The 22,340-nt window shown below is 64.1% G+C and carries 23 protein-coding genes and 1 tRNA gene; 1 reads left to right on the top strand and 23 read right to left on the bottom strand.

All coding sequences use genetic code 11. From position 1 onward, the window contains the following. Positions 1-26: 26 nt before the first annotated feature. Together HCU76_RS09790 and HCU76_RS09785 are read right to left on the bottom strand one after the other, a co-directional pair. Positions 27-1,514, bottom strand: coding sequence for an efflux transporter outer membrane subunit (locus HCU76_RS09790; protein WP_218509115.1), 1,488 nt, complete (start codon positions 1,512-1,514; stop codon positions 27-29). After that, entirely contained in the window at positions 1,495-2,046 is a 552-nt protein-coding gene (locus tag HCU76_RS09785; protein ID WP_218509114.1) for a MarR family winged helix-turn-helix transcriptional regulator, read from the bottom strand. The genes HCU76_RS09790 and HCU76_RS09785 overlap by 20 nt, the downstream gene beginning before the upstream one ends. 76 nt (positions 2,047-2,122) lie before the next feature. On the opposite strand from HCU76_RS09785, the gene HCU76_RS09780 reads away from it, so the two are divergent. Continuing rightward, positions 2,123-3,910, top strand: a complete 1,788-nt coding sequence (locus HCU76_RS09780) for an ABC transporter transmembrane domain-containing protein (protein ID WP_218509113.1) — start codon at positions 2,123-2,125, stop codon at positions 3,908-3,910. Between the two features lie 86 nt (positions 3,911-3,996). On the opposite strand, the gene HCU76_RS09775 is transcribed toward HCU76_RS09780, so the two are convergent. The 21 genes from HCU76_RS09775 to HCU76_RS09675 all read right to left on the bottom strand — a co-directional run bounded on the left by HCU76_RS09775 (position 3,997) and on the right by HCU76_RS09675 (position 22,254). Then, a complete protein-coding gene (locus HCU76_RS09775; protein WP_213953399.1) occupies positions 3,997-4,422 on the bottom strand; it encodes a DUF1178 family protein in 426 nt (141 codons plus the stop codon). Between the two features lie 11 nt (positions 4,423-4,433). Next, positions 4,434-5,024 carry an NUDIX domain-containing protein gene (locus HCU76_RS09770; protein ID WP_213953398.1) on the bottom strand — a complete coding sequence of 197 codons (591 nt, stop codon included), beginning with the start codon at positions 5,022-5,024 and terminating at the stop codon, positions 4,434-4,436. Then, on the bottom strand, positions 5,017-5,334 hold the full coding sequence (locus HCU76_RS09765; protein WP_213953397.1) for a DUF2818 family protein: 318 nt from the start codon (positions 5,332-5,334) through the stop codon (positions 5,017-5,019). Before HCU76_RS09765 ends, HCU76_RS09770 begins: the two co-directional genes overlap by 8 nt. 4 nt (positions 5,335-5,338) lie before the next feature. Beyond that, positions 5,339-6,829 carry an NADH-quinone oxidoreductase subunit NuoN gene (gene nuoN, locus HCU76_RS09760; protein ID WP_218509112.1) on the bottom strand — a complete coding sequence of 497 codons (1,491 nt, stop codon included), beginning with the start codon at positions 6,827-6,829 and terminating at the stop codon, positions 5,339-5,341. Between the two features lie 22 nt (positions 6,830-6,851). After that, positions 6,852-8,327 carry an NADH-quinone oxidoreductase subunit M gene (locus tag HCU76_RS09755; RefSeq protein WP_218509111.1) on the bottom strand — a complete coding sequence of 492 codons (1,476 nt, stop codon included), beginning with the start codon at positions 8,325-8,327 and terminating at the stop codon, positions 6,852-6,854. 24 nt (positions 8,328-8,351) lie between these two features. Further along, a complete protein-coding gene (gene nuoL / locus HCU76_RS09750; protein WP_218509110.1) occupies positions 8,352-10,379 on the bottom strand; it encodes an NADH-quinone oxidoreductase subunit L in 2,028 nt (675 codons plus the stop codon). A 12-nt stretch (positions 10,380-10,391) separates the two neighbouring features. Continuing rightward, on the bottom strand, positions 10,392-10,700 hold the full coding sequence (gene nuoK, locus HCU76_RS09745; RefSeq protein WP_213953393.1) for an NADH-quinone oxidoreductase subunit NuoK: 309 nt from the start codon (positions 10,698-10,700) through the stop codon (positions 10,392-10,394). Continuing rightward, entirely contained in the window at positions 10,697-11,362 is a 666-nt protein-coding gene (locus tag HCU76_RS09740; protein ID WP_218509109.1) for an NADH-quinone oxidoreductase subunit J, read from the bottom strand. Before HCU76_RS09740 ends, nuoK begins: the two co-directional genes overlap by 4 nt. Before the next feature lie 28 nt (positions 11,363-11,390). Continuing rightward, positions 11,391-11,900: an NADH-quinone oxidoreductase subunit NuoI gene (gene nuoI, locus HCU76_RS09735; protein WP_218509108.1), complete on the bottom strand. Its 510-nt coding sequence runs from the start codon at positions 11,898-11,900 to the stop codon at positions 11,391-11,393. A 14-nt stretch (positions 11,901-11,914) separates the two neighbouring features. Continuing rightward, positions 11,915-12,991 carry an NADH-quinone oxidoreductase subunit NuoH gene (gene nuoH / locus HCU76_RS09730; RefSeq protein WP_213953390.1) on the bottom strand — a complete coding sequence of 359 codons (1,077 nt, stop codon included), beginning with the start codon at positions 12,989-12,991 and terminating at the stop codon, positions 11,915-11,917. Then, positions 12,988-15,168, bottom strand: a complete 2,181-nt coding sequence (nuoG, locus tag HCU76_RS09725; RefSeq protein ID WP_213953389.1) for an NADH-quinone oxidoreductase subunit NuoG — start codon at positions 15,166-15,168, stop codon at positions 12,988-12,990. The genes nuoH and nuoG overlap by 4 nt, the downstream gene beginning before the upstream one ends. A 16-nt stretch (positions 15,169-15,184) precedes the next feature. Further along, positions 15,185-16,525: an NADH-quinone oxidoreductase subunit NuoF gene (gene nuoF, locus HCU76_RS09720; RefSeq protein ID WP_213953388.1), complete on the bottom strand. Its 1,341-nt coding sequence runs from the start codon at positions 16,523-16,525 to the stop codon at positions 15,185-15,187. Then, positions 16,525-17,055, bottom strand: coding sequence for an NADH-quinone oxidoreductase subunit NuoE (nuoE, locus tag HCU76_RS09715; RefSeq protein ID WP_213953387.1), 531 nt, complete (start codon positions 17,053-17,055; stop codon positions 16,525-16,527). The genes nuoF and nuoE overlap by 1 nt, the downstream gene beginning before the upstream one ends. Next, positions 17,052-18,305 (bottom strand): NADH-quinone oxidoreductase subunit D, encoded by a 1,254-nt coding sequence (locus tag HCU76_RS09710; RefSeq protein ID WP_213953386.1) that lies wholly within the window; start codon positions 18,303-18,305, stop codon positions 17,052-17,054. The genes nuoE and HCU76_RS09710 overlap by 4 nt, the downstream gene beginning before the upstream one ends. Continuing rightward, a complete protein-coding gene (locus tag HCU76_RS09705; protein WP_213953385.1) occupies positions 18,306-18,914 on the bottom strand; it encodes an NADH-quinone oxidoreductase subunit C in 609 nt (202 codons plus the stop codon). It lies immediately after the preceding gene. Between the two features lie 7 nt (positions 18,915-18,921). Beyond that, positions 18,922-19,404, bottom strand: a complete 483-nt coding sequence (locus tag HCU76_RS09700; RefSeq protein ID WP_140839331.1) for an NADH-quinone oxidoreductase subunit B family protein — start codon at positions 19,402-19,404, stop codon at positions 18,922-18,924. 2 nt (positions 19,405-19,406) lie between these two features. Continuing rightward, positions 19,407-19,766 carry an NADH-quinone oxidoreductase subunit A gene (locus tag HCU76_RS09695; RefSeq protein ID WP_213953384.1) on the bottom strand — a complete coding sequence of 120 codons (360 nt, stop codon included), beginning with the start codon at positions 19,764-19,766 and terminating at the stop codon, positions 19,407-19,409. 56 nt (positions 19,767-19,822) lie between these two features. After that, positions 19,823-19,907 (bottom strand) — tRNA-Leu (locus HCU76_RS09690). A gap of 114 nt (positions 19,908-20,021) precedes the next feature. Further along, positions 20,022-20,450, bottom strand: a complete 429-nt coding sequence (secG, locus tag HCU76_RS09685; protein WP_213953383.1) for a preprotein translocase subunit SecG — start codon at positions 20,448-20,450, stop codon at positions 20,022-20,024. 40 nt (positions 20,451-20,490) lie between these two features. Further along, positions 20,491-21,246 (bottom strand): triose-phosphate isomerase, encoded by a 756-nt coding sequence (tpiA, locus tag HCU76_RS09680; protein ID WP_213953382.1) that lies wholly within the window; start codon positions 21,244-21,246, stop codon positions 20,491-20,493. Between the two features lie 12 nt (positions 21,247-21,258). Continuing rightward, positions 21,259-22,254, bottom strand: coding sequence for an NAD(P)H-quinone oxidoreductase (locus HCU76_RS09675; RefSeq protein ID WP_213953381.1), 996 nt, complete (start codon positions 22,252-22,254; stop codon positions 21,259-21,261). Positions 22,255-22,340 lie beyond the last annotated feature (86 nt).

The following is a 22,340-nucleotide window of genomic DNA, read 5'->3' as shown; positions in this document are numbered from 1 at the left end:
GGCTCTCTGAATGGGTGGTGATGCGTTCACTGGATCTTGTTGGGGGCGACCAGCGCGGCGGTGCTGGTCTCCGGGGTCGGCTGCCAGCCGCCGCCGAGGGCGCGGGCCAGGCCGACTTGCGTGTCGAGTGCGCGGGCCGCGAGATCGACACCCTGGCGGCGCTGCAGCAGCACGGTGGTTTCGGCCGACAGGACGTCGAGGAAGTTCCCGAGCCCTGCGCCGTATCGCTGCATCGCGATGTCGTAGGCGCTTTCGGCTGCGGCCTGTGCTTCGCGCTGCTGGGCCTGCTGGCGCACCACCGACTGCACGGAAGTCACCGAATCGGCCACGTCGCGCACGGCGTCCAGCACGGTGGTGTTGTAGCTCTCGATGGACGCATCGAGGTCGGCCGACTTGCCGCGCAGGTTGGCACGCAGCCTGCCGCCTTCGAAGATCGGCAGGCGGATCGCCGGGCCGATGCCCCACTGCTGGCTGGCCGACTTCAACAGCGAATCGACGCCGATCGACTGGAAGCCGGCGAAGGCGACCAGGTTGACGTTGGGATAGAACTGGGTCTTCGCGTTCTTCACGTCCTGCGTGGCGGCCTCGACGCGCCAGCGTGCAGCGGCGATGTCGGCGCGGCGGCCGAGCAGGTCGGCCGGCAGCACCGGTTGCAGCGCGATGTTCTTGATCGCCGTCAGTTCGGGCGACTTCAGGTTCGCGGTGGCATTGGGCTGGCCGACCAGCGCGTCGAGCGCATGCTGCGACAACGCGATCTGCTCGGTGATCGCCTCCATCTGCTGGCGTGCCTCGGGGATGCCGCCTTCGCTCTGGCGCAATTGCAGGCGGGTGTCGAGTCCGGCCGAGACGCGGTCGCGCACCAGGCGCAAGGTCTCTTCGCGCTGGGCCAACGTGCGCTTGGCGACCACCAGCTGGTCGTTCCAGCGGGCCCATTGCAGATAGCCGCGCACCACGTTGCTGGCGAGCAGCACACGTGCGGCGTCGGCGTCCGCGGCGGCAGCATTGGTCGCGCCGATGGCGGCATTCAGGGCCGAACGGTTCTTGCCGAAGAAGTCGATCTCCCAGCTGCCGTTGAGCTGCAGCGTGCCGGTCTCCTGGATCGATCCGCCGAGCGGTGGCGGGTAGATGTAGGTCTCGCTGAACAGCTGGCGCGTCAGGTCGAGGCCAGCGCCGACTTGCGGCAGCTCCGCGGCGCCGACCACCTGGCTCTGCGCCCGTGCACGGGCGATGCGGGCCTGGGCCACCTGCAGGTTCGGGTTGCCCTGCAAGGCCTGGTCGACCAGCGCGTTGAGCTGGGTGTCGCCGAAGGCCAGCCACCATTGACTTGCCACAGTCACTTCCGGCGCGGCTTGGGCGGGCAGGTCTAGCGCCGCGGCGTCGCGCATCTGGGCAGCGGAGTCGATGTGGCCCATCTCGGCACAACCGGCCAGCAGCAGCGCCAGCGCGGCGGCGGCCACGACGGTGCCTCGGCGCGCCGTCTTCATGGCAAGGGAATCAGGAGGAAGAAGGGTCATTTTTTTCTCCACGGGCCGACAGGGCCTGTGCGTTGTCGAGGATGCGGCGCAGGAAGTTCTTGAGCTGTTCCCACTCTTCGGGGCTGAAGCCGGCCAGGTGCTCGTTCTGCACGCGACTCAGGATGTAGGGCACCTGCTCGGCGGCGATGCGGCCTTCGTCGGTCAGTTCGATGTTGACCACCCGGCGGTCGGCCACCGAGCGCACGCGGCGGCACAGGCCCTTGGCTTCGAGACGGTCGAGCAGGCGCGTCATGGCGCCGTTGTCGAGCTGGCATTCTCGCGCCAGTTCGGCCACCGTGGCGGCCTGTCTCATGTGCAGCTTGTGCAGCGGCACCCATTGCGGGAAGGTCGGGCTGCCGGGCTCGCACATGTTGAGTTCGACCGACTGCCCCACCGCCGTCATGATGCGTCGCATCAGGTAGCCGATGCTCTCTTCCGAGCGGTAGTTTTCGCCCGTGTAAAAGCTCGGCACGGCGCGCTCCGGATCGGCATCGGGAGCACCGAGAGACGCAGGAATGTCACGAACTGTCATGGCCTGAATATTAGTTGCCTCGGCAATTATTGTCAAGGCGACCTTTGTATCGGCAGGGGATAGTTACAATGCATACATGGCTGCAATCGCTTCGACGTCTTCCCCTGCGAAGGGCTCGCCCCAATCGCTCTCCGGCCTGAGGCCCTTCCTGCGGCCCTACCGACTCCAGATCTCGCTCGCGGCCCTGTTCCTGGTGCTGGCGGCTGTCACCACGCTGGTCTTCCCGATGGCCTTGCGCAGCCTGATCGACGGCGGCCTCGTTTCCACCGACAAGGGTGAGCAGACGATGGCGCTGCGCGACCACTTCCTGGCGCTGTTCGGCGTGGCGGTGGCGCTCGGCATGTTCTCGGCTGCACGCTTCTACACCGTGAGCTGGCTCGGCGAACGCATCACGGCCGACCTGCGCAATGCGGTGTACTCCCACGTGTTGCGGCAAAGCCCCGCCTTCTTCGAGACCACGCAGACCGGCGAGGTGCTGTCCCGCCTGACCGCCGACACCACCCTCGTGCAGACCGTGGTCGGCTCCTCGCTGAGCATGGGCTTGCGCAACGCGGTGATGGGCGCGGGCGCGCTGGCCATGCTGGTATGGACCAACCCTTATGTGATGTTCCAGGTGCTGCTGATCCTGGTGCTGGTGGTGCTGCCGAGCATGTGGTTCGGGCGCCGCGTGCGCAAGCTCTCGCGCGCCAGCCAGGACCGCGTGGCGGACTCCAGCGCCATCGCCGCCGAAGTGCTCAATGCCATTCCGGTGGTGCAGAGCTATACGGCCGAAGCGCGCGAGGCCGAGCGCTTCGGCACTTCGACGCAACATGCCTTCCTCACCGCCGTGCGGCGCACTAAGGCGCGCTCGGTGCTGGTGGCCTTCATCATCATCGCGACCTCGGCCGCGCTGCTGTGGGGCCTGTACCAGGGCACGCAGGCGGTGCTGCATGGCGACATCACGGCGGGGCACTTGGGCCAGACCGTGGTCTACGTGATCATCCTGGCCAGCTCGGCCGCGGTGCTGGGCGAGGTGTATGGCGACCTCTTGCGGGCCGCGGGCGCGACCGAGCGCCTGATGGAACTGCTGCATGCGGAATCAGCCATCGTGTCGCCAGCGAACCCGGCGCAAACGCCAGTGCCCGCCGCCGGCAGCGCGATCCGCCTCGAGGACGTTGGCTTCCACTACCCCTCGCGGCCACAAACGCCGGCGCTGCGCCACTTCAGCCTGGACGTGGCGCCCGGCGAAACGGTGGCGCTGGTCGGCTCCAGCGGCGCGGGCAAGAGCACGGTGTTCCAGTTGCTGCTGCGCTACTACGACCCGCAGTCGGGCCGCATCGTGCTGGACAACGCGCAGTTGACCGAACTCTCGCTCGACCAGCTGCGCCACCGCATCGGGCTGGTGCCGCAGGATGCCGTGATCTTCTCGACCAGCGCACTGGAAAACATCCGCTACGGACGTCCGGAAGCCACCGAGGCCGAGGTCCACGAAGCCGCCCGCGCCGCGTTTGCCGACGACTTCCTGCGCGCCCTGCCCGAGGGCTACGACACCTTCCTGGGCGAGCGCGGCGTGCGCCTGTCGGGCGGCCAGCGCCAGCGCATCGCCATAGCGCGCGCCATCCTCAAGAACCCGCCGCTGCTGCTGCTCGACGAAGCCACCAGCGCGCTCGACGCCGAAAGCGAACGCATGGTGCAGGCCGCGCTGGAATCCGCGATGGAAGGTCGCACCACCCTCGTGATCGCGCACCGGCTGGCCACGGTGCAGAAGGCAGACCGCATCATCGTGCTCGACCACGGCGGCATCGTGGAGCAGGGAAATCACGCGACGCTGGTGGCGCAGGGCGGGGTCTACGCGCGCCTGGCTGCATTGCAGTTCGCCGCCTGAGGAAGCGCTTTCGCGGCCGGTTGCAAGGCGCAAGGCTCAGCGACGAGCCGGGCCGTGCCCCACGGATGGAGCGCCGGTCGACGCCGCTATTGCAGCGTTTCCTTGAGTGCCGCCGGGATCGGCAGCTGGAGCACGGGAATGCCCTCCTCCGCCAGCGCCTCGGCCTGCTCGCGCGTGGCTTGACCTCGGATACCCCGGTCAGTCGCTTCTCCGTAGTGGATCTTGCGGGCCTCGTCGGCAAAGCGATCACCCACGTCCTCGGTCTTCGCCATCAGTTCACGCGCGGCCTGCATCCAGCGCGCCGAAGCTTCGGCCGCCGGTGCGCCGGGCTGCGAAGGCGCCACGGCGCCCAGGTTGATGCGAGGCGCGCTGAGTAACTTCGTGACCCGGGTGTCGCTGCAAACCGGGCATTCGACCAGTCCGCCGGCGAGCTGCGTCTCGAACGCTTCGTTGGACGCGAACCACCCTTCGAAGCCATGCCCCAGCGCGCATTGGAGGTTGAGGACCTTCATGCCGCCAATTATCAGGCCCCGCCCGCTCCGTCCAGGGGCTTCCAGTCGAGTGACCACGCGCCCGACTGCACGTTCTGCAGCCACAGCGCGCAGGTCAGGGTCTTGGCGTCTGTCACGGTGCCATCCCGGCACCATGCCAGCAATTCCTCGGTCGTTGCAGTGATCACGTCGAGAAACTCGCCGTGGTCGAGCTGGCGCGCGCCAAGCTCCAGCCCCCGCGCGAAATACACGTGGATGATCTCCGTCGAATAGGCCACGGCCAGGTGCATCGCTCCCGCATGCGCCCACTCGCGTGCGCGGTAGCCCGTTTCTTCCAGCAGTTCGCGCTGCCCGCAAACGAATGGATCCTCGCCCGCGTCGAGCTTGCCGGCAGGAAACTCCGTCATCACGTGCCCGATCGGATAGCGGAATTGCCGCTCCAGCACCACCCGCCCATCGTCGAGCAGGGGCACCACGACCACGGCGCCCGGATGCACCACGTATTCGCGCGTGGCGCTGTGCCCGTCAGGCAGGCGAACCGTGTCGCGCCGCGCCACCAGGAACTTGCCCTCGAACAGCAACTGGCTGTCCGTGGGTTCTTCTCTCAGATGTGAATCAGGCATGGCCGCCCTTGCGATGTTTGAGGAGGTAGCGCCAGGTGAAGCCGGGGAAGGCCAGCACCAGGAACAGTGCGCCCGTCACGGCATAGAACTCCCAGCCTTGCGGGGCGATCTGCCCCACGCGACGCTCGAAGAGCATGCCGACACCGCCTGCCAGGAAATACAGGACCACCAGTTCGGCGACCCGAAGTGCAAGCGGCTTGCCGCGCCCCGCCAGCGGCACCACGGCCATCAAGCGTTCGTTGACAAAAGGCAGGTTGGCAGCGACCAGCGCCACCAGCAGGACCACCCAGCACGACGCCGCCTGCGACACGCGGTCAGGTGGCCAGCGTGGCCACGATCGCCTTCGCGCAGAGCGTCATGAGGCCGCCCGGCAGGATGCCCAGGATCAGGATCAACGCACCATTGATCGACAGCACCGTGCGCACGTCGAAAGGCGCCGACACCGTCGTCGCCGTCACCGGCTCATCGAAATACATGACCTTGACCACGCGCAGGTAGTAGAACGAGCCGACCAGCGACATCATCACGGCGAACACCGCGAGCCCGATGTAGATCGGCTGGCCCGACGCGATGAGCGCCTGCAGCACCGCGAACTTGGCATCGAAGCCGACCAGCGGCGGCAAGCCTGCCAGCGAGAACATCGCGATCGCCATCACGCCGGCATACAGCGGGCTGCGTTGGTTGAGACCTGCCAGGTCGACGATCTCCTCGCTCTCGAACCCTTCGCGCGCCAGCAGCAGGATGATGCCGAAGCTCGCCAGCGTCGTCAGCACGTAGCTGATGACGTAGAACATCGATGCGCTGTACGCGTACTGGGCGTTGTAGGTGTTGTCGTTGACCACGCCCGCGACGAGGCCGAGCAGCAGGAAGCCCATCTGCGCGATCGTCGAGAAGGCCAGCATCCGCTTCAGGTTGCTTTGCGCAATCGCCGCCAGGTTGCCGACCAGCAGCGAGGCCACGGCCAGCACGGCGAGCATCTGCTGCCAGTCGATCGCGAGCGGCAACAGGCCCTCCACCAACAGGCGGATGATGATCGCGAAGGCGGCCAGTTCCGGCGCGGCGCCGATCAGCAGCGTCACCGCCGTCGGCGCCCCCTGGTACACGTCCGGGACCCACATGTGGAACGGCGCGGCGCCGACCTTGAATGCCAGGCCCGAGACGATGAACACCAGGCCGAACACCAGCACCTGGTGGTCCACCTTGCGGCTCGCGATGGCCTTGTAGACCTCGTTGATGTCGAGCGAACCGGTGGCGCCGTACATCATCGACATGCCGTACAGCAGGAAGCCGCTCGCCATGGCGCCGAGCACGAAGTACTTCATCGCCGCCTCGCTCGCCACCGCGTTGTCGCGGCGCAGTGCCACCAGCGCATAGCTCGACAGCGTCAGCAACTCGAGACCAAGGTAGATCATCAGGAAGTTGGCGCCCGACATCATCACGAAGATGCCCAGCAGCGCGAACATGCTGATGGTGAACATCTCGCCGCCACGCAACATGCCGCGATCGGCCGCGTACGGGCGACCATAGACCAGCGTCACCATCAGCGCGATGGTGGCGAAGCACTTGAGCCAGTTGCCCATCGGATCGCTCACCACCAGGCCGCCAAAGGCATAGACGGTGGCTCCGCCGGCCGCGTTGAGGCCGGTCAGCAAGGCTACGACGGCCAGCGTCAGCGACGTCAGCAAGTAGGTACGCGAGCGGCGCGGGCTGGTGTCAGACAGGTCGACCAGGCAAATGATGCAGGCCATCGCCAGCAAAACGACCTCAGGGTAGATCGGCGCCAGCCAGCTGAGTTTGTCAATCATCTCGTTCTCTTCTTCAGCGGGTTCAAGGCAGCTTCGACACGGCGACGTGGCGCAGCAATTCACCCACCGAAGCGTTCATCACGTCGGTAAAGGGCTTCGGATAGATACCCATCCACAAGGTGGCAATCGCCAGCAGGGACAGCATCAGGAACTCGCGCCCGTTGATGTCCGACAGTTCCTTGACGTGCTCATTGCCGGGCTCGCCGAGGTAGACGCGCTTGTACATCCACAGCGTGTAGGCCGCGCCGAAGATCAGCGCCGTGGCCGCCGCGAAGCCGAGCCAGAAGTTGGCCTTGACCGCACCGAGGATCACCATCCACTCGCCCACGAACCCGGCAGTGGCCGGCAAGCCGCAATTGGCCATCGCGAACAGCAGCGCGAAAGCAGCGAACTTGGGCATGGTGTTGACCACGCCGCCGTAGTCCGCGATCTGCCGCGAATGCACGCGGTCATACAACACGCCGATGCAAAGGAACATCGCGGCCGACACGAAGCCGTGCGAGATCATCTGCACGATGCCGCCCGACACGCCGAGGTCGCTGAAGATGAAGAAGCCGAGCGTCACGAAACCCATGTGGGCCACCGACGAATAAGCCACCAGCTTCTTCATGTCCTGCTGGACCAGCGCCACCAGGCCGACGTAGATCACGGCAATGACCGACAAGGCGATGATGAGCCAGGCCCACTCGTGCGATGCGTCCGGCGCGATCGGCAAGGAGAAGCGCAGGAAGCCATAGGCACCGAGCTTCAGCATGATGGCCGCCAGCACGGCGGAGCCGCCGGTCGGCGCCTCGACGTGCACATCGGGCAACCACGTGTGCACCGGCCACATCGGGACCTTGACCGCGAAGGCTGCGAAGAACGCAAAGAACAACAGCGTCTGCGCGGTGCCACTCAGCTTCAGCTGGTGCCAGCTCAGGATGTCGAAGCTGCCGCCCGAGGTGTTGTAGAGGTAGACCAGCGCAACCAGCGTCAACAGCGAGCCGAGCAGCGTGTAGAGGAAGAACTTGAACGCAGCGTAGATCTTGTTCGGGCCGCCCCAGATACCGATGATCAGGTACATCGGTATCAGCGTGGCCTCGAAGAACACATAGAACAGGATGCCGTCGAGCGCGCTGAACACGCCGATCATGAAGCCCGACAGGATCAGGAACGCGGCCATGTACTGGTTCACGCGTTCGGTGATCACTTCCCACGCGGAGATCACCACCACCACGGTGATGAAGGCGGTCAGCAGCACCAGCCAGAGCGAGATGCCGTCGACGCCGACGTGGTAATTGATGTGGAAACGATCGATCCAGCTCGCCTTCTCCACGAACTGCATCTTCGCAGTCGTGATGTCGAAGCGCGTGTACAGCGGTATCGTGACCAGGAAGCTCGCGATGGAGCCGACGAGTGCGACCCAGCGCACCATGCGCGCCTGCTCTTCGCGACCGAACGCCAGCAGCACGGCGCCGATGATGATCGGCATCCAGATGGCAAGGCTCAACAAACCCATTTTTCTTTTTCTCCAGCCTGCCGTTTAAGGCTTGACCCAGATGAAGTACGTCATCAGGACGAAGACGCCAAGCAGCATCGCGAATGCGTAGTGATAGATGTAGCCGGTCTGCAACCAGCGCACCGCGGCGGAAATACGGCCGACCAGCTTCCAGGAGCCATTGACGATCGCGCCGTCGATGATGGCCTGGTCGCCGCCCTTCCACAGACCGGTGCCAAGGCCGCGCGTGGCGCGTGCAATGACGTTCTCGTTGAACCAGTCCATGTAGTACTTGTTCTCGAGCAGGTTGTAGATCGGGCTGAACATGCGCTTGATCGCGGCCGGCAGCGCCGGGTTGATCATGTACATGTAGTACGAGAGAGCCACGCCGGCCAGCGCCAGCCAGAACGGCGGTGACGTGAAGCCGTGGAGGGCCATGGCGACCGGGCCATGGAAGGCTTCTTCCAATTCCTTCATCGCATGATGCCTGGTGCCGTCGACCGCGATCGCGTCCTTGAAGAATTCGCCGAACAGCATCGGGTCGATCGTCATGAAGCCGATCACCACGGAAGGAATGGCCAGCAGCACCAGCGGCAGCCAGACCACCCACGGCGACTCGTGCGGCTTGGCATCGTGCCCGTGGTGATCGTCATGGCCGTGATGGTCGTCGTGGTGCGCGTCGGGGTTCTGGTCGTAGCGCTCCTTCCCGTGGAACACGAGGAAGTACATGCGGAACGAATAGAAAGCCGTCACGAACACGCCGGCCATCACGGCGAAGTAGGCAAAGCCCGAGCCCCACAGGTGGCTCTCATGGACCGCTTCGATGATGCTGTCCTTGGAGTAGAAGCCCGCGAAGAACGGCGTGCCGATCAGCGCCAGCGAACCCAGCAGCGAAGTGATCCAGGTGATCGGCATGTACTTGCGCACGCCGCCCATCCAGCGGATGTCCTGGTTGTGGTGCATGCCGATGATGACCGAGCCCGCCCCGAGGAACAGCAGGGCCTTGAAGAAGGCGTGCGTCATCAGGTGGAACACCGCGACCGAATAGGCGGAGGCGCCCAGCGCCACCGTCATGTAGCCCAGCTGCGAGAGCGTCGAGTACGCCACCACGCGCTTGATGTCGTTCTGGATGATGCCAAGGAACCCCATGAACAGCGCCGTGATCGCACCGATCACCAGCACGAAGCTCAGTGCCGTGTCGCTCAGTTCGAACAGCGGCGACATGCGCGCCACCATGAAGATGCCGGCCGTCACCATCGTGGCCGCGTGGATCAGCGCGGAGATGGGCGTCGGGCCTTCCATCGAGTCGGGCAGCCACACGTGCAGCGGGAATTGCGCGCTCTTGCCCATCGCACCGATGAACAGGCAGATGCAGATGACCGTGATCAGCATCCACTCGGTGCCGGGGAAGGTCAGCTTGGCCAGGCTGTCGGCCTTGGCAAAGGCCTCGGCGTAGCTCAGCGTACCGGCGTAGGCCGCGATGAGGCCGATGCCGAGGATGAAGCCAAAGTCACCCACGCGGTTGACCAGGAAGGCCTTCATGTTCGCGAAGATCGCGGTCGGGCGGTTGTACCAGAAGCCGATCAGCAGGTACGACACGAGGCCCACCGCTTCCCAGCCGAAGAACAGCTGCAGCATGTTGTTGCTCATCACGAGCATCAACATCGAGAAGGTGAACAGCGAGATGTACGCGAAGAAACGGTTGTAGCCGTCGTCTTCCTGCATGTAGCCGATGGTGTAGATGTGCACCATCAGCGACACGAAAGTCACGACACACATCATCATGGCGGTGAGGCCGTCGATGAGGAAGCCGATCTCCATCTTCAGCCCGCCGACAACCATCCATTCGTAGATGGTCTCGTTGAAGCGGGCGCCGTCGGACACCACGCTCTTGAGCGTCAGCGCCGAGATGACGAAAGCCACGAACACGCCGAGGATGGTCAGCGAATGGGTCACCGTGCGGCCAAGGCGGTCGCCGGCGAACTTGGTCCCGAACACGCCCGAGACGACGGCGCCGACCAGCGGCGCCAATGGCACGACCAGCAGGGTGGATGCGGAAAGCGTTGCGCTCATGGTGATCTCTTGTTATCCCTTGAGTGCGTTCAGTTCGTCGACGTTGATGTTCGACTTGTTGCGGAACAGGAGCACCAGCAGCGCCAGCCCGATGGCTGACTCGGCCGCGGCCACTGTCAGGATGAAGAACACGAACACCTGGCCGTGCATGTCGCCCAGGTAGTGCGAGAACGCGACGAAGTTCATGTTGACCGCGAGCAGCATCAGTTCGATGCACATCAGCAGCACGATCAGGTTCTTGCGGTTGAGGAAGATGCCGACGACCGCCATCGCGAACAGCATCGCGCCAAGCGACAGGTAATGATGGAGCGACAAGGTCATGCTTTTTTCTCCGCTGCGGCCGCCGGGGCGCCTTCTGCTGGTGTGGCCGGGGAGGCCGGCGCTTGTGGCGGTTGTGTCGCCGCCAGCTTGACCAGCGCCATGCGGTCGCGCGCCTTGACCTTGACCTGGTCATCGACGTGAACGAACTTGGTGTCCTTCCGCGCCCGCAGCGTCAGCGCAATGGCCGCGATCATCGCCACCACGAGGATGACGGCCGCGATCTGCACGGGGTAAAGATATTCGGTGTAGAGCAGGATGCCCAGCGCCTTGGTGTTGGACACCTGGCTGGCGGCTGCCTGCGCCGCTGCCGGCAACTGGCGGAAGCCACCCATCAACACGTAGGCCATTTCAAGCGCGATGACCACGCCGACGAGCGCCGCCAACGGGAAGTGCTTCCAGAAGCCCTGTCGCAGGCTGTCGATGTTGAGGTCCAGCATCATCACGACGAACAGGAACAGCACCATCACGGCGCCCAGGTACACAAGCACCAGCACGATGGCCAGGAACTCGGCCTGCAGCAGCAGCCACACCGCCGATGCCTGCGAGAACGCGAGCATCAGGTACAGCACCGCATGCACGGGATTGCGCGCGGTGATCACCCGGAAGGCTGCGAACAGCAGCACGACCGAGAACAGATAGAAGAAGCCAGTCTTGACGTCCATGGATTTTTTTCTTCGGGGCGTCTGCCGTTTAGCGGTACTTCGCGTCCGCGGCCTTGGCGGCCGCGATCTCGTTTTCGTAGCGGTCGCCCACGGCCAGCAGCATTTCCTTCGTGAAATACAGGTCGCCGCGCTTTTCGCCGTGGTATTCGAGGATATGGGTTTCGACGATCGAGTCGACCGGGCAGCTTTCTTCGCAGAAGCCGCAGAAGATGCACTTCGTCAGGTCGATGTCGTAGCGCGAGGTACGGCGCGAACCGTCGTCGCGCACTTCCGACTCGATGGTGATCGCCACCGCCGGACACACGGCCTCGCAAAGCTTGCAGGCAATGCAGCGTTCTTCGCCGTTTTCATAGCGGCGCAGCGCATGCAGGCCGCGGAAGCGCGGGGAAAGCGGCGTCTTTTCCTCGGGGAATTGAACCGTGATCTTGCGCTTGAACGCGTATTTTCCGGTCAGCATCATGCCCTTGAACAATTCCGCGAGCATGAAGCTCTTGAAGAAGTCCTTGACCGAAAAGGAGGAGGCAGCAACGGCTGTCATTTTTTTCTCTCCGCTTATTTCCAGATGTTCCAGGGCGTCTGCATCCAGCCCCCGACCACCAGCAGCCACACCAGGGTGACCGGAATGAAGATCTTCCATCCCAGACGCATGATCTGGTCATACCGGAAGCGCGGGAAGGTGCCGCGAATCCAGATGAACAGCGAGACCACGAAGAAGGTCTTCGCGCCCAGCCAGATCCAGCCCGGAATGAAATCGAGGAAGCCGACCGGCGAAAGCCATCCGCCCAGGAACATCAGTGCGGCCAGGATGGCCACCAGCCACATGCTGGCGTACTCGGCCAGGAAGAAGATCGCGAAGCCCATGCCGGAGTACTCGACCATGTGACCCGCCACGATCTCGGCCTCGCCTTCCACCACGTCGAACGGATGGCGATTGGTTTCGGCCACGCCCGAGATCACATAGACGACGAAGATCGGCAGCAGCGGAAGCCAGTTCCACGACAGGAAGCCCAGGCCCATGTTCGCGAAGGTGCCCTTGCCTTGCATCGCGACGACGTCACCCAGGTTCAGGCTGCCCGACACCATGATGACCACAACCAGGCAGAAGCCCATGGCGATTTCATAGCTCACCATCTGAGCGGAGGCGCGTAGTGCGCCAAGGAAGGCGTACTTCGAATTCGACGCCCAGCCCGCGATGATCACGCCATACACCTCGATGGAGGTGATCGCCATGATCAGCAGCAAGCCGGCATTGACGTTGGCCAGCACCGCTTCGGGACCGAAGGGGATCGCCACCCACGCGGCGAGCGCCGGCATGATGGCCATGATCGGGCCGAGGCGGAACAGGCCCTGGCTCGCCGCCGACGGGTTGATCAATTCCTTGGTCAGCAGCTTCAACGCGTCAGCGATGGGCTGCAGCAAGCCGAAGGGACCGACGCGGTTCGGCCCCAAGCGCACCTGGATGAAGCCCAGGAACTTGCGCTCCCACAGGGTCAGGTACGCCACCGCACCCAGCAACGGCAGCAGCACGGCCACGATCTTGATCAGCGACCAGATCACCGGCCAACCGCCGCCGACCCACCAGTTCGCGGAACTCAGTCCACGGCCAAAACCATAGATGGCGTCGATCATGCGGGCACTCCGTCGAGCGTCGGAACAGTGCCGCGCACTGCTTGGCCACGGGCATCTGCTGTCAGCTGAAGCGAAGTCGCGCGTCGCACCAGGCCGTCGAGTTGATAAATGGCAGCGACTACCGGCACGACGGAGGCGCCTTGCGCTGCGGCAGACAGATCGATGCCCGCAGGCGCCGCGTTGCTCAGACGATCCGCCGGCACCTGCGCCGTCGCCACGTCCTGGGCGCCCTGGATTTGCGCCAGCACTTCCTGCGACGACTCGAAGTCGAAGCCTTGCAGGCCCAGCATGTTGCCCAGGACGCGCAGCACCTTCCAACCGGGGCGTGCGCCACCTTGCGGCTTGACCACCGCATGGAAGCTCTGCACGCGGCCTTCGGCATTGACGAAGGTGCCCGGTGTTTCGGTGAACGGCGCGATCGGCAGCAACACATCGCTGAACGCGAGATTGGCCTTGAACGGGCTCAAGGTCACGACCATCTGCGCATGCTCGAGACCCGCGGGCGTATCGCTGCCGAGGGCCGAGTCGAACTCAGGCTCGTTGTTCAGCAGGATCACGGCCTTCAGGCCGCCCGTCAGCATCTGGGCTGCGTTGAGGCCGCCGTTCTTCGGCGTGGCACCAACCCATTGCGCCCCGACCGTGTTGGCGGCTTCGGTCAGGTAGCCGACGCTGGCACCGGTCTGCTCGCCAATCCACTGCGCGATGGCCAACAATTGCGAGGCTTGCGGATGGTGGGCGGCAGCGTTGCCGAGCAGGATGGCCTTGCGTTCGCCGCCGAGCAAGGACTTGGCAAGCGCCTTGGCGGCGTCGCTGGCATCACCGTTGACAGGCACAGAAACGCCCTTCTCGGCCCCGATGGCCGAGGCCAGATTGTTCAACGCCGCGATCCATTCGCCCGACGAGGCCGTCTGCGCGCTCGCGAGCGACATCGCCCATGCATCACGCGAAGCGAGTTCCTTGCTCGAATTGATCGAGTGAACCGCCCCACCCTTGCGCGCAGCCTGGCGGATGCGTTGCGCGAACAGCGGATGGTCCTTGCGCAGGTTCGAACCGACGACGAGGACGCGTTGCAGTTGCGACAGCGAGGCGATCGAGGTACCGAGCCAGCGAATGCCGCTGGCTGGCGTGAAGTCGGCGTTGCGCAGGCGGTAGTCGATGTTGTCGCTGCCGAGGCCGCGCACGAGGCCGCTGGCCAGCGCCAGTTCTTCCACCGTGCTGTGCGGGCTCACCAAGGCACCAATGGCCGAAGCGCCATGGTCCGTCTTGATCTGGCGCAGGCCGTTCGCGACATATTCGAGCGCAGTCTGCCAATCGACCGCCTGCCACTTGCCGCCCTGCTTCAGCATCGGCTGCGTCAGGCGCTCGTCGCTGTTGAGCGATTCGTAGGAGAAGCGATCGCGATCGGCGATCCAGCATTCGTTGACGTCTTCGTTCTCGAGCGGAACGACGCGCATCACCTTGTTGTTCTTGACCTGCACGATCAAGTTGGCGCCCGATGAATCGTGCGGCGCGATCGACTTGCGGCGCGACAGTTCCCAGGTGCGAGCGCTGTAGCGGAAGGGCTTGCTGGTGAGCGCGCCGACCGGGCAGATGTCGATCATGTTGCCCGAGAGTTCGGAATCCACGGTCTCGCCGAGCACCGTGGTGATCTCGGAATGCTCGCCGCGATGGATCATGCCGAGTTCCATCACGCCGGCCACTTCCTGGCCGAAGCGGACGCAGCGCGTGCAATGGATGCAGCGGCTCATCTCTTCCATGCTGATCAGCGGGCCGACGTCCTTGTGGAACACGACGCGCTTCTCTTCTTCATAGCGCGACGACGAGCCACCGTAACCCACCGCCAGGTCCTGCAGTTGGCATTCACCGCCCTGGTCGCAGATCGGGCAGTCCAGCGGGTGATTGATGAGCAGGAACTCCATCACCGATTGCTGGGCCTTGATGGCCTTGTCGCTCTTGGTGCGGACGATCATGCCCTGCGTCACCGGCGTGGCGCACGCCGGCATCGGCTTGGGCGCCTTCTCGACGTCGACGAGGCACATGCGGCAGTTGGCCGCGATGCTGAGTTTCTTGTGATAGCAGAAGTGGGGGATGTAGGTTCCCGCCTTGTCGGCCGCATGCATGACCATGCTGCCTTCAACGATCTCCACCTTCTTGCCGTCGATTTCCAGTTCAACCATATGTTTTTCCCGTCCCTCAGGCCTTGGCGGCCGCTGCAGGGACGTAGCCCGGAATGAGCGCCTCGAACTCGTGGCGGAAGTGCTTGATCATCGCGCGCACCGGCATCGCAGCGGCATCGCCCAGTGCGCAGATGGTGCGGCCCTGGATGTTGTCGGCCACCGAATTCAGCAGGTCCATGTCGGTCGCCTTGCCTTGCCCGTTGTGGATGCGCTCGACCACGCGATAGAGCCAGCCCGTGCCTTCGCGGCAGGGCGTGCACTGGCCGCAGGATTCGTGCATGTAGAAATACGAAAGGCGCTTGAGCGACTCGACCATCGAACGGCTGTCGTCCATGACGATGACCGCACCCGAACCCAGCATCGAGCCGGCCTTGGCGATGGAGTCGTAGTCCATCGTGCATTCCATCATGATGGACGCGGGCAGCACCGGCGACGACGATCCGCCGGGGATCACGGCCTTGAGCTGGCGGCCCTTGCGCACCCCGCCGCACAGTTCCAGCAGCTTGCTGAACGGCGTGCCCATCGGCACTTCGTAGTTGCCTGGCAACTCGACGTCGCCGCTCACCGAATAGATCTTGGTGCCGCCGTTGTTCGGCTTGCCGCATTCGAGGTAAGCCGGGCCACCGTTGATGATGATCCACGGTACCGCCGCGAAGGTCTCGGTGTTGTTGATGGTCGTCGGCTTGCCGTAGAGGCCGAAGCTCGCCGGAAACGGCGGCTTGAAGCGCGGCTGGCCCTTCTTGCCTTCGAGCGATTCGAGCAGCGCGGTTTCCTCGCCGCAGATGTAGGCGCCGAAGCCGTGGGCCGCATGCAGCTGGAAGTTGTAGCTGCTGCCCATGATGCCGTTGCCGAGATAGCCGGCGGCACGCGCCTCTTCCAGCGCTTCTTCAAAACGATCGTACGACGCGAAGATCTCGCCGTGGATGTAGTTGTAGCCGACGCTGATGCCCATCGCATACGCGGCGATGGCCATGCCTTCGATCACGATGTGCGGGTTGAACTGCAGAATGTCGCGGTCCTTGCACGTACCCGGCTCGCCTTCGTCCGAATTGCAGACCAGGTATTTCTGGCCCGGGAACTGGCGCGGCATGAAGCTCCACTTCAGGCCGGTGGGAAAGCCGGCGCCACCGCGACCACGCAGCCCGGAAGCCTTGACTTCGGCGATCACCTGCTCCGGCGTCATGCCTTCGCTCAGGATCTTGCGCAGCGCCTTGTAGCCGCCGCGCGCTTCGTAGTCGGCCAGGCGCCAGTTGGTGCCGTCGAGACCCGCATAGATCTGCGGCTCAATATGGCGGTTGTGGAAGCAGGTCTGGACGCCAGTGGCCTGGAACTGGGCGAGGACTTGGTCGGCGTTCATCACGAGGCACTCCCCTGGGCCGTACGGAGGCCGTCGATGAGCTGGTCGAGCTTGTCATTGCTCATGAAGCTGCACATGGTCACGTCATTGACCAGCATCACAGGCGAATCGGCGCAGGCCCCGAGGCATTCGCTCTGCTGCAGGGTGAACAGGCCGTCGGCCGTGGTGTCGCCCATCTTGATGCCGAGCTTCTTCTCCAGGTGCGCCAGCGCGACCACGCCATCGCGCAACTGGCACGGCAGGTTCGTGCACACGTTGAGCTTGAACTTGCCCACCGGATGCTGGTTGTACATGTTGTAGAAGGTGGTGACTTCATGCACCGCGATCTGTGGCATGCCGAGGTAGTCGGCAATGACCTTTTCGCTTTCGAGGCTGACCCAGCCGTGCGCCTTCTGCACGATCTGCAGGCAGGCCATCACGGCCGATTGCGCCTGGTCGGCCGGGTACTTGGCGACCTCGCGCGCGAACAGCGCGAGCATCGCGTCGTCGATCGCTTGCGTGCTCGCAGGTGTGTGGTGGGGATTGCTCATCGATCGATCTCTCCGAACACGATGTCCAGCGTTCCGATCACCGCCACGGTGTCGGCGATCATGTGGCCGCGCGCCATCTCGTCGAGCGCGGCAAGGTGCGCAAAACCAGGTGCGCGAATCTTCAGGCGATAGGGCTTGTTGGCGCCGTCGCTGACCAGGTAGATGCCGAACTCGCCCTTCGGATGCTCGACCGCCGCATAGGCCTCTCCCTCCGGCACATGGAAGCCTTCGGTGAAGAGCTTGAAGTGGTGGATCAGCTCTTCCATGTTGGACTTCATGGATTCGCGCGCGGGTGCGGCCACCTTGTGGTTGTCGGTGATCACGGGGCCGGGGTTCGCGCGCAGCCAGGCGGAGCACTGCTGGATGATGCGGTTGGACTGCGCCATCTCTTCCATGCGCACCAGGTAGCGGTCGTAGCAATCGCCGGTCTTGCCCACGGGGATGTCGAAATCCATGCGGTCGTAGACATCGTACGGCTGCGTCTTGCGCAGGTCCCAGGCGATGCCGGAGCCACGCAGCATCGGACCGGTCAGGCCGAGGCTCAAGGCACGTTCCTGCGTCATCACGCCGATGTTGACGGTCCGCTGCTTCCAGATACGGTTGTCGCTGAGCAGCGTGTGGTACTCCTCCATGTGCTTCACGAAACGCTTCGAGAAGTCATCGATGAAGTCCAGCAGCGAACCCTGGCGGTTCTCGTTCAGGCGCGCCATGGTCTTGGCATTCTTGATCTTGCTGTGCTTGTACTGCGGCATGGTGTCCGGCAGGTCGCGGTAAACACCGCCCGGACGGAAGTAGGCTGCATGCATGCGCGCGCCGGACACGGCTTCGTACATGTCGAACAGGTCTTCGCGTTCACGGAACGCGTAGATCAGCACGGTGGAACTGCCGCAATCGTTCGCGTGGGAGCCGAGCCACATCAGGTGGTTCAGCAAGCGTGTGATTTCCGAGAACATCACGCGGATGTACTGCGCGCGAATCGGCACTTCGAGGCCGAGCAGCTTCTCGATCGCCAGGCAGTAGGCGTGCTCGTTGCACATCATCGACACGTAGTCGAGACGATCCATGTACGGCAGCGACTGGATGAAGGTCTTGCCTTCTGCCAGCTTTTCGGTCGCGCGATGCAGCAGGCCGATGTGCGGGTCGGCGCGCTGCACGACCTCGCCGTCCAGCTCCAGCACGAGGCGCAGTACGCCGTGCGCTGCCGGATGCTGGGGCCCGAAGTTCAGGGTGTAGTTCTTGATGTCGGCCATTTACTGCAGGCCTCCATAGTTCTCTTCGCGGATGATGCGCGGCGTGACTTCACGCGGCTCGATCGTCACGGGCTGGTAGACCACGCGCCGCAGCTCTTCGTCGTAGCGCATCTCGACATGGCCCGACAGCGGGAAATCCTTGCGGAACGGGTGGCCGATGAAGCCGTAGTCGGTCAGGATGCGGCGCAGGTCGACGTGGCCATCGAACACGATGCCGTACAGGTCGAAAGCCTCGCGCTCGAACCAGTTGGCCGAGTTCCAGATGTGCATCACCGAGGGAATGACCGGGAAGTCGTCGTCCGGGCAGAACACCTTGACGCGCACGCGCTGGTTCAGGGATACCGACAACAGGTGGGAGACGGCGCAGTAGCGCGGCCCATCCCATTCCGTGTCTCGCCAAGCCGAGTAGTCCATGCCGCAGATGTCGATGAGCTGCTCGAACTTGCAGCCAGGTGCATCGCGCAATGTTTCCATCGCCTCGAGATAGACGTCGGCCTTGACGGTGACGGTGACCTCGCCCAGCGCCACCTTGATGCTGGCGAGCTTGTCGCCGAGCGCGCTGGAGATCGTGTCCCTGAGGACTTCGGGAGCAATCGCAAAAGTGGTCATGAAGTGCTCAGGCCCGCGCGATAGTGTTGGTTCGGCGAACCTTCTGCTGAAGCTGGATGATCCCGTAGATCAGCGCTTCGGCGGTTGGCGGGCAGCCCGGTACATAGACGTCGACGGGCACGATGCGGTCGCAGCCGCGCACCACGGAATAGCTGTAGTGATAGTAGCCACCGCCGTTGGCGCACGAGCCCATCGACAGCACCCAGCGCGGCTCCGCCATCTGGTCGTAGACCTTGCGCAGCGCCGGCGCCATCTTGTTGCACAGCGTGCCAGCCACGATCATCAGATCGGACTGGCGTGGGCTGGCCCGGAACACCTCGGCGCCGAAGCGACCGATGTCATAGCGTGCGGCGGCCGCATGCATCATTTCGACGGCGCAGCAGGCCAGACCAAAGGTCATGGGCCACAGCGAGCCGGTCTTGGCCCAGTTCACCACGGAGTCGTACGACGTGGTGACGAAGCCTTCCTTGAAAACGCCTTCAATGGCCATTGTTATTCCCAGTCAAGCGCGCCCTTTTTCCATTCGTAGACGAAGCCCACGACAAGGATGGCGAGAAAGATGACGACGGCCCAGAAACCTGCTGCACCTACTTCCTTCAGCGCGACGGCCCAGGGAAACAGGAAAGCGATCTCAAGATCGAAAAGGATGAAGAGGATGGCCACCAGGTAATAGCGGACATCGAACTGCATGCGGGCATTCTCGAAAGCTTCGAAGCCGCACTCGTAGGGGGAGTTCTTTGCAGAATCGGGACGGTTCGGCCCGAGGATGTAGCCGAGGATCTGGGGCGCAATGCCTACCCCGATACCGACCAGGATGAACAACAGGACTGGGAGGTATGTTTCGAGGTTCATCGGGAAGGTTCTATCACCGCTTGCCACGAGCAGGAAGTGTTCCTGCTCGTGAGATTTGGTGCGGTCGGCGAGACTCGAACTCGCACAGCTTTCGCCACTACCCCCTCAAGATAGCGTGTCTACCAATTTCACCACGACCGCGGTTTGTCTTATCTGGATGGCATGAGGACCGTGAAGGATTTGGCTTTCCAGACAGAGTCAGAGTTTACCCTGAAATGAAACGTTTTCTTGCACCGAGTGCATCGAACGATGCATTTACTTTGCCGGGATCTGGGCAGCGCCACCTGCTGGTGCAACAGGCTCCGCCGCGGGTGCGCTCGTGCCCGTTGCCGGTGCCGGCGTCGCCGGAATCTGCGCGGCCGAACCCGATGCTGGAGCAGCCGGCGCAGGCGCCGGCGCGCTGACCGCGGCGCGTTCGATCAGGCTGCCACCACCACTGCTCGGGCGGGCGTGGCTCAGGTAGGCCAGGCCCAGCGTGCAGGCAAAGAAGACCGCCGCCAACACCGCCGTGGTGCGCGAGAGGAAGTTGGCGCTACCGCTTGCACCAAACAGGCTGCCGGCGCTGCCGCTGCCGAAGGCCGCACCCATGTCGGCACCCTTGCCGTGCTGGATCAGGATCAACCCGATCATCGCCAGCGCCGCGAGCATCTGCACGCCCGTCAAGATGTTGAGAAACACGTTCATTCGTTCTTACTCCAGGTTCGATTCGTACCGCAGCGCACGCTCAGCGCGCCGCCGCAATGATTTGCAAAAAGTCAGGGGCCTTGAGCGAAGCACCGCCAATCAGGCCGCCGTTGATGTCGGGCTGTGAGAGCAGTTCGGCCGCATTGGCTGCATTCATGCTGCCGCCGTAGAGGATGCGAATGCCGGCAGCATGTTCGCTGGCCGCGTGATGCAACTGCGCACGCAGCAGCGCGTGCACGGTTTGCGCCTGCGCCGGCGTGGCGGTCTTGCCGGTGCCGATGGCCCACACGGGCTCATAGGCCACCACGATTTCGCTGATGCAATGGCCGTTGACATGTATCACCGCGGCAAGTTGCCGCTTGACCACCTCTTCGGTCTGCCCCGCCTCGCGTTCCGCCAGCGTCTCGCCGACACAGACGATCGGCGTAATACCGTTGGTCAATGCGGCGGCCGTCTTCGCGGCCACCGTCGCGTCCGTCTCACCGTGGTACTGGCGGCGCTCCGAATGGCCGACGATGGCATAGCGCACGCCGAAGTCCTTCAGCATCGCGCTCGACTGCTCGCCGGTGTAGGCGCCTTGCGCGTGCATCGACACGTCCTGCGCGCCCAGTTCGATGGGCGAGCCTGCAACCAGCGACTGCACCTGCGCCAGGTAGGGCGCGGGCACGCACAGTGCGACGTCGCAGGCCGGATCGTCCACGCCCTGCTTCAGCGCTTCCACCAACGCCGAGTTGGCAGCCAAGCTGCCGTTCATCTTCCAGTTGCCCGCGATCAGCTTGTTCTTGTGAGTTGTCATCTATTGATTGCCCTACCAGGTCAGCACGATCTTGCCGATGTGCTGGTTCGACTCCATCAGTTCGTGCGCCTTCGCCGCGCCGCCCTGCTCTGCCGCCGCGAAGCTGCTGTGGATCACGGGCTTGATCGCGCCGCGTTCCAGCAAGGGCCAGACCTTTTCACGCAGGGCCTTCGCGATGGCGGCCTTGAATGCGACGGGGCGCGGACGCAGCGTCGAACCGGTGACGGTCAGGCGCTTGCGCAGCACCAGGCCGGCATTGATCTCGCTCTTGATGCCGCCCTGCACGGCGATGATCACGAGCCGGCCGTCTTCGGCCAGGCACTCGATCTCGCGCGCCACGTAGCTGCCGGCCACCATGTCGAGCACCACGTCGACGCCCTTGCCGCCGGTGAGCTTCTTTGCTTCCTCGACGAAATCGGCGGTCTTGTAGTTGATCGCATGGTCGGCGCCAAGCTTCAGGCAGGCTTCGCACTTGTCGTCGCTGCCAGCCGTCACGATGACGGTCGCGCCGAGCGCCTTGGCCAACTGGATGGCCGTCACGCCGATGCCGCTGGATCCACCCTGCACCAACAGCGTTTCACCGGCCTGCAATCGACCGCGTTCGAACACGTTGCTCCAGACGGTGAAGAAGGTCTCGGGCAGCGTCGCTGCTTCGACATCGCTCCAACCCTTGGGCACCGGCAGACATTGCGCGACCGGCGCGACGCACAGTTCGGCATAGGCACCGCCCGCGACGAGCGCGCAGACGTGGTCGCCGACCTTCAAGCCGGCCGCGGCCATCGCCACGGCGTCGCCAGAGACGATCTCGCCTGCCAGTTCGAGGCCGGGTAAATCGGAGGCGCCGGGCGGCACGGGATAGTGACCCATGCGCTGCAGCACGTCGGGCCGGTTCACGCCGCTGGCCGCGACTCGAACCAGCAATTCACCCGCGCCCGCCACGGGCGCCGGGCGCTCGCCGACGCGCAGCACCTCAGGGGCGCCGAACGTAGTGATTTCAATGGCTTTCATGGTCTCTTCGGACTGCATCCCGTCCCCAGGACGACAACGCTGTGAAACAAACGACAAGGGCCGCCTCGCGACGGCCCCTGCCTGCC

This window comes from Variovorax sp. dw_308, assembly GCF_019207085.1.
Classification (GTDB): Bacteria; Pseudomonadota; Gammaproteobacteria; order Burkholderiales; family Burkholderiaceae_C; genus Variovorax.
This window is presented reverse-complemented; position numbering and strand designations above follow the sequence as displayed.

Excerpts from the sequence above, each read along its gene's own strand:
- HCU76_RS09790 (WP_218509115.1), bottom strand. The coding sequence starts at position 1,514 with ATGACCCTTCTTCCTCCTGATTCCCTTGCCATGAAGACGGCGCGCCGA.
- HCU76_RS09785 (WP_218509114.1), bottom strand. The coding sequence starts at position 2,046 with ATGACAGTTCGTGACATTCCTGCGTCTCTCGGTGCTCCCGATGCCGAT.
- HCU76_RS09780 (WP_218509113.1), top strand. The coding sequence starts at position 2,123 with ATGGCTGCAATCGCTTCGACGTCTTCCCCTGCGAAGGGCTCGCCCCAA.
- HCU76_RS09775 (WP_213953399.1), bottom strand. The coding sequence starts at position 4,422 with ATGAAGGTCCTCAACCTCCAATGCGCGCTGGGGCATGGCTTCGAAGGG.
- HCU76_RS09770 (WP_213953398.1), bottom strand. The coding sequence starts at position 5,024 with ATGCCTGATTCACATCTGAGAGAAGAACCCACGGACAGCCAGTTGCTG.
- nuoN (WP_218509112.1), bottom strand. The coding sequence starts at position 6,829 with ATGATTGACAAACTCAGCTGGCTGGCGCCGATCTACCCTGAGGTCGTT.
- HCU76_RS09755 (WP_218509111.1), bottom strand. The coding sequence starts at position 8,327 with ATGGGTTTGTTGAGCCTTGCCATCTGGATGCCGATCATCATCGGCGCC.
- nuoL (WP_218509110.1), bottom strand. The coding sequence starts at position 10,379 with ATGAGCGCAACGCTTTCCGCATCCACCCTGCTGGTCGTGCCATTGGCG.
- nuoK (WP_213953393.1), bottom strand. The coding sequence starts at position 10,700 with ATGACCTTGTCGCTCCATCATTACCTGTCGCTTGGCGCGATGCTGTTC.
- HCU76_RS09740 (WP_218509109.1), bottom strand. The coding sequence starts at position 11,362 with ATGGACGTCAAGACTGGCTTCTTCTATCTGTTCTCGGTCGTGCTGCTG.
- nuoI (WP_218509108.1), bottom strand. The coding sequence starts at position 11,900 with ATGACAGCCGTTGCTGCCTCCTCCTTTTCGGTCAAGGACTTCTTCAAG.
- nuoH (WP_213953390.1), bottom strand. The coding sequence starts at position 12,991 with ATGATCGACGCCATCTATGGTTTTGGCCGTGGACTGAGTTCCGCGAAC.
- nuoG (WP_213953389.1), bottom strand. The coding sequence starts at position 15,168 with ATGGTTGAACTGGAAATCGACGGCAAGAAGGTGGAGATCGTTGAAGGC.
- nuoF (WP_213953388.1), bottom strand. The coding sequence starts at position 16,525 with ATGAACGCCGACCAAGTCCTCGCCCAGTTCCAGGCCACTGGCGTCCAG.
- nuoE (WP_213953387.1), bottom strand. The coding sequence starts at position 17,055 with ATGAGCAATCCCCACCACACACCTGCGAGCACGCAAGCGATCGACGAC.
- HCU76_RS09710 (WP_213953386.1), bottom strand. The coding sequence starts at position 18,305 with ATGGCCGACATCAAGAACTACACCCTGAACTTCGGGCCCCAGCATCCG.
- HCU76_RS09705 (WP_213953385.1), bottom strand. The coding sequence starts at position 18,914 with ATGACCACTTTTGCGATTGCTCCCGAAGTCCTCAGGGACACGATCTCC.
- HCU76_RS09700 (WP_140839331.1), bottom strand. The coding sequence starts at position 19,404 with ATGGCCATTGAAGGCGTTTTCAAGGAAGGCTTCGTCACCACGTCGTAC.
- HCU76_RS09695 (WP_213953384.1), bottom strand. The coding sequence starts at position 19,766 with ATGAACCTCGAAACATACCTCCCAGTCCTGTTGTTCATCCTGGTCGGT.
- secG (WP_213953383.1), bottom strand. The coding sequence starts at position 20,450 with ATGAACGTGTTTCTCAACATCTTGACGGGCGTGCAGATGCTCGCGGCG.
- tpiA (WP_213953382.1), bottom strand. The coding sequence starts at position 21,246 with ATGACAACTCACAAGAACAAGCTGATCGCGGGCAACTGGAAGATGAAC.
- HCU76_RS09675 (WP_213953381.1), bottom strand. The coding sequence starts at position 22,254 with ATGAAAGCCATTGAAATCACTACGTTCGGCGCCCCTGAGGTGCTGCGC.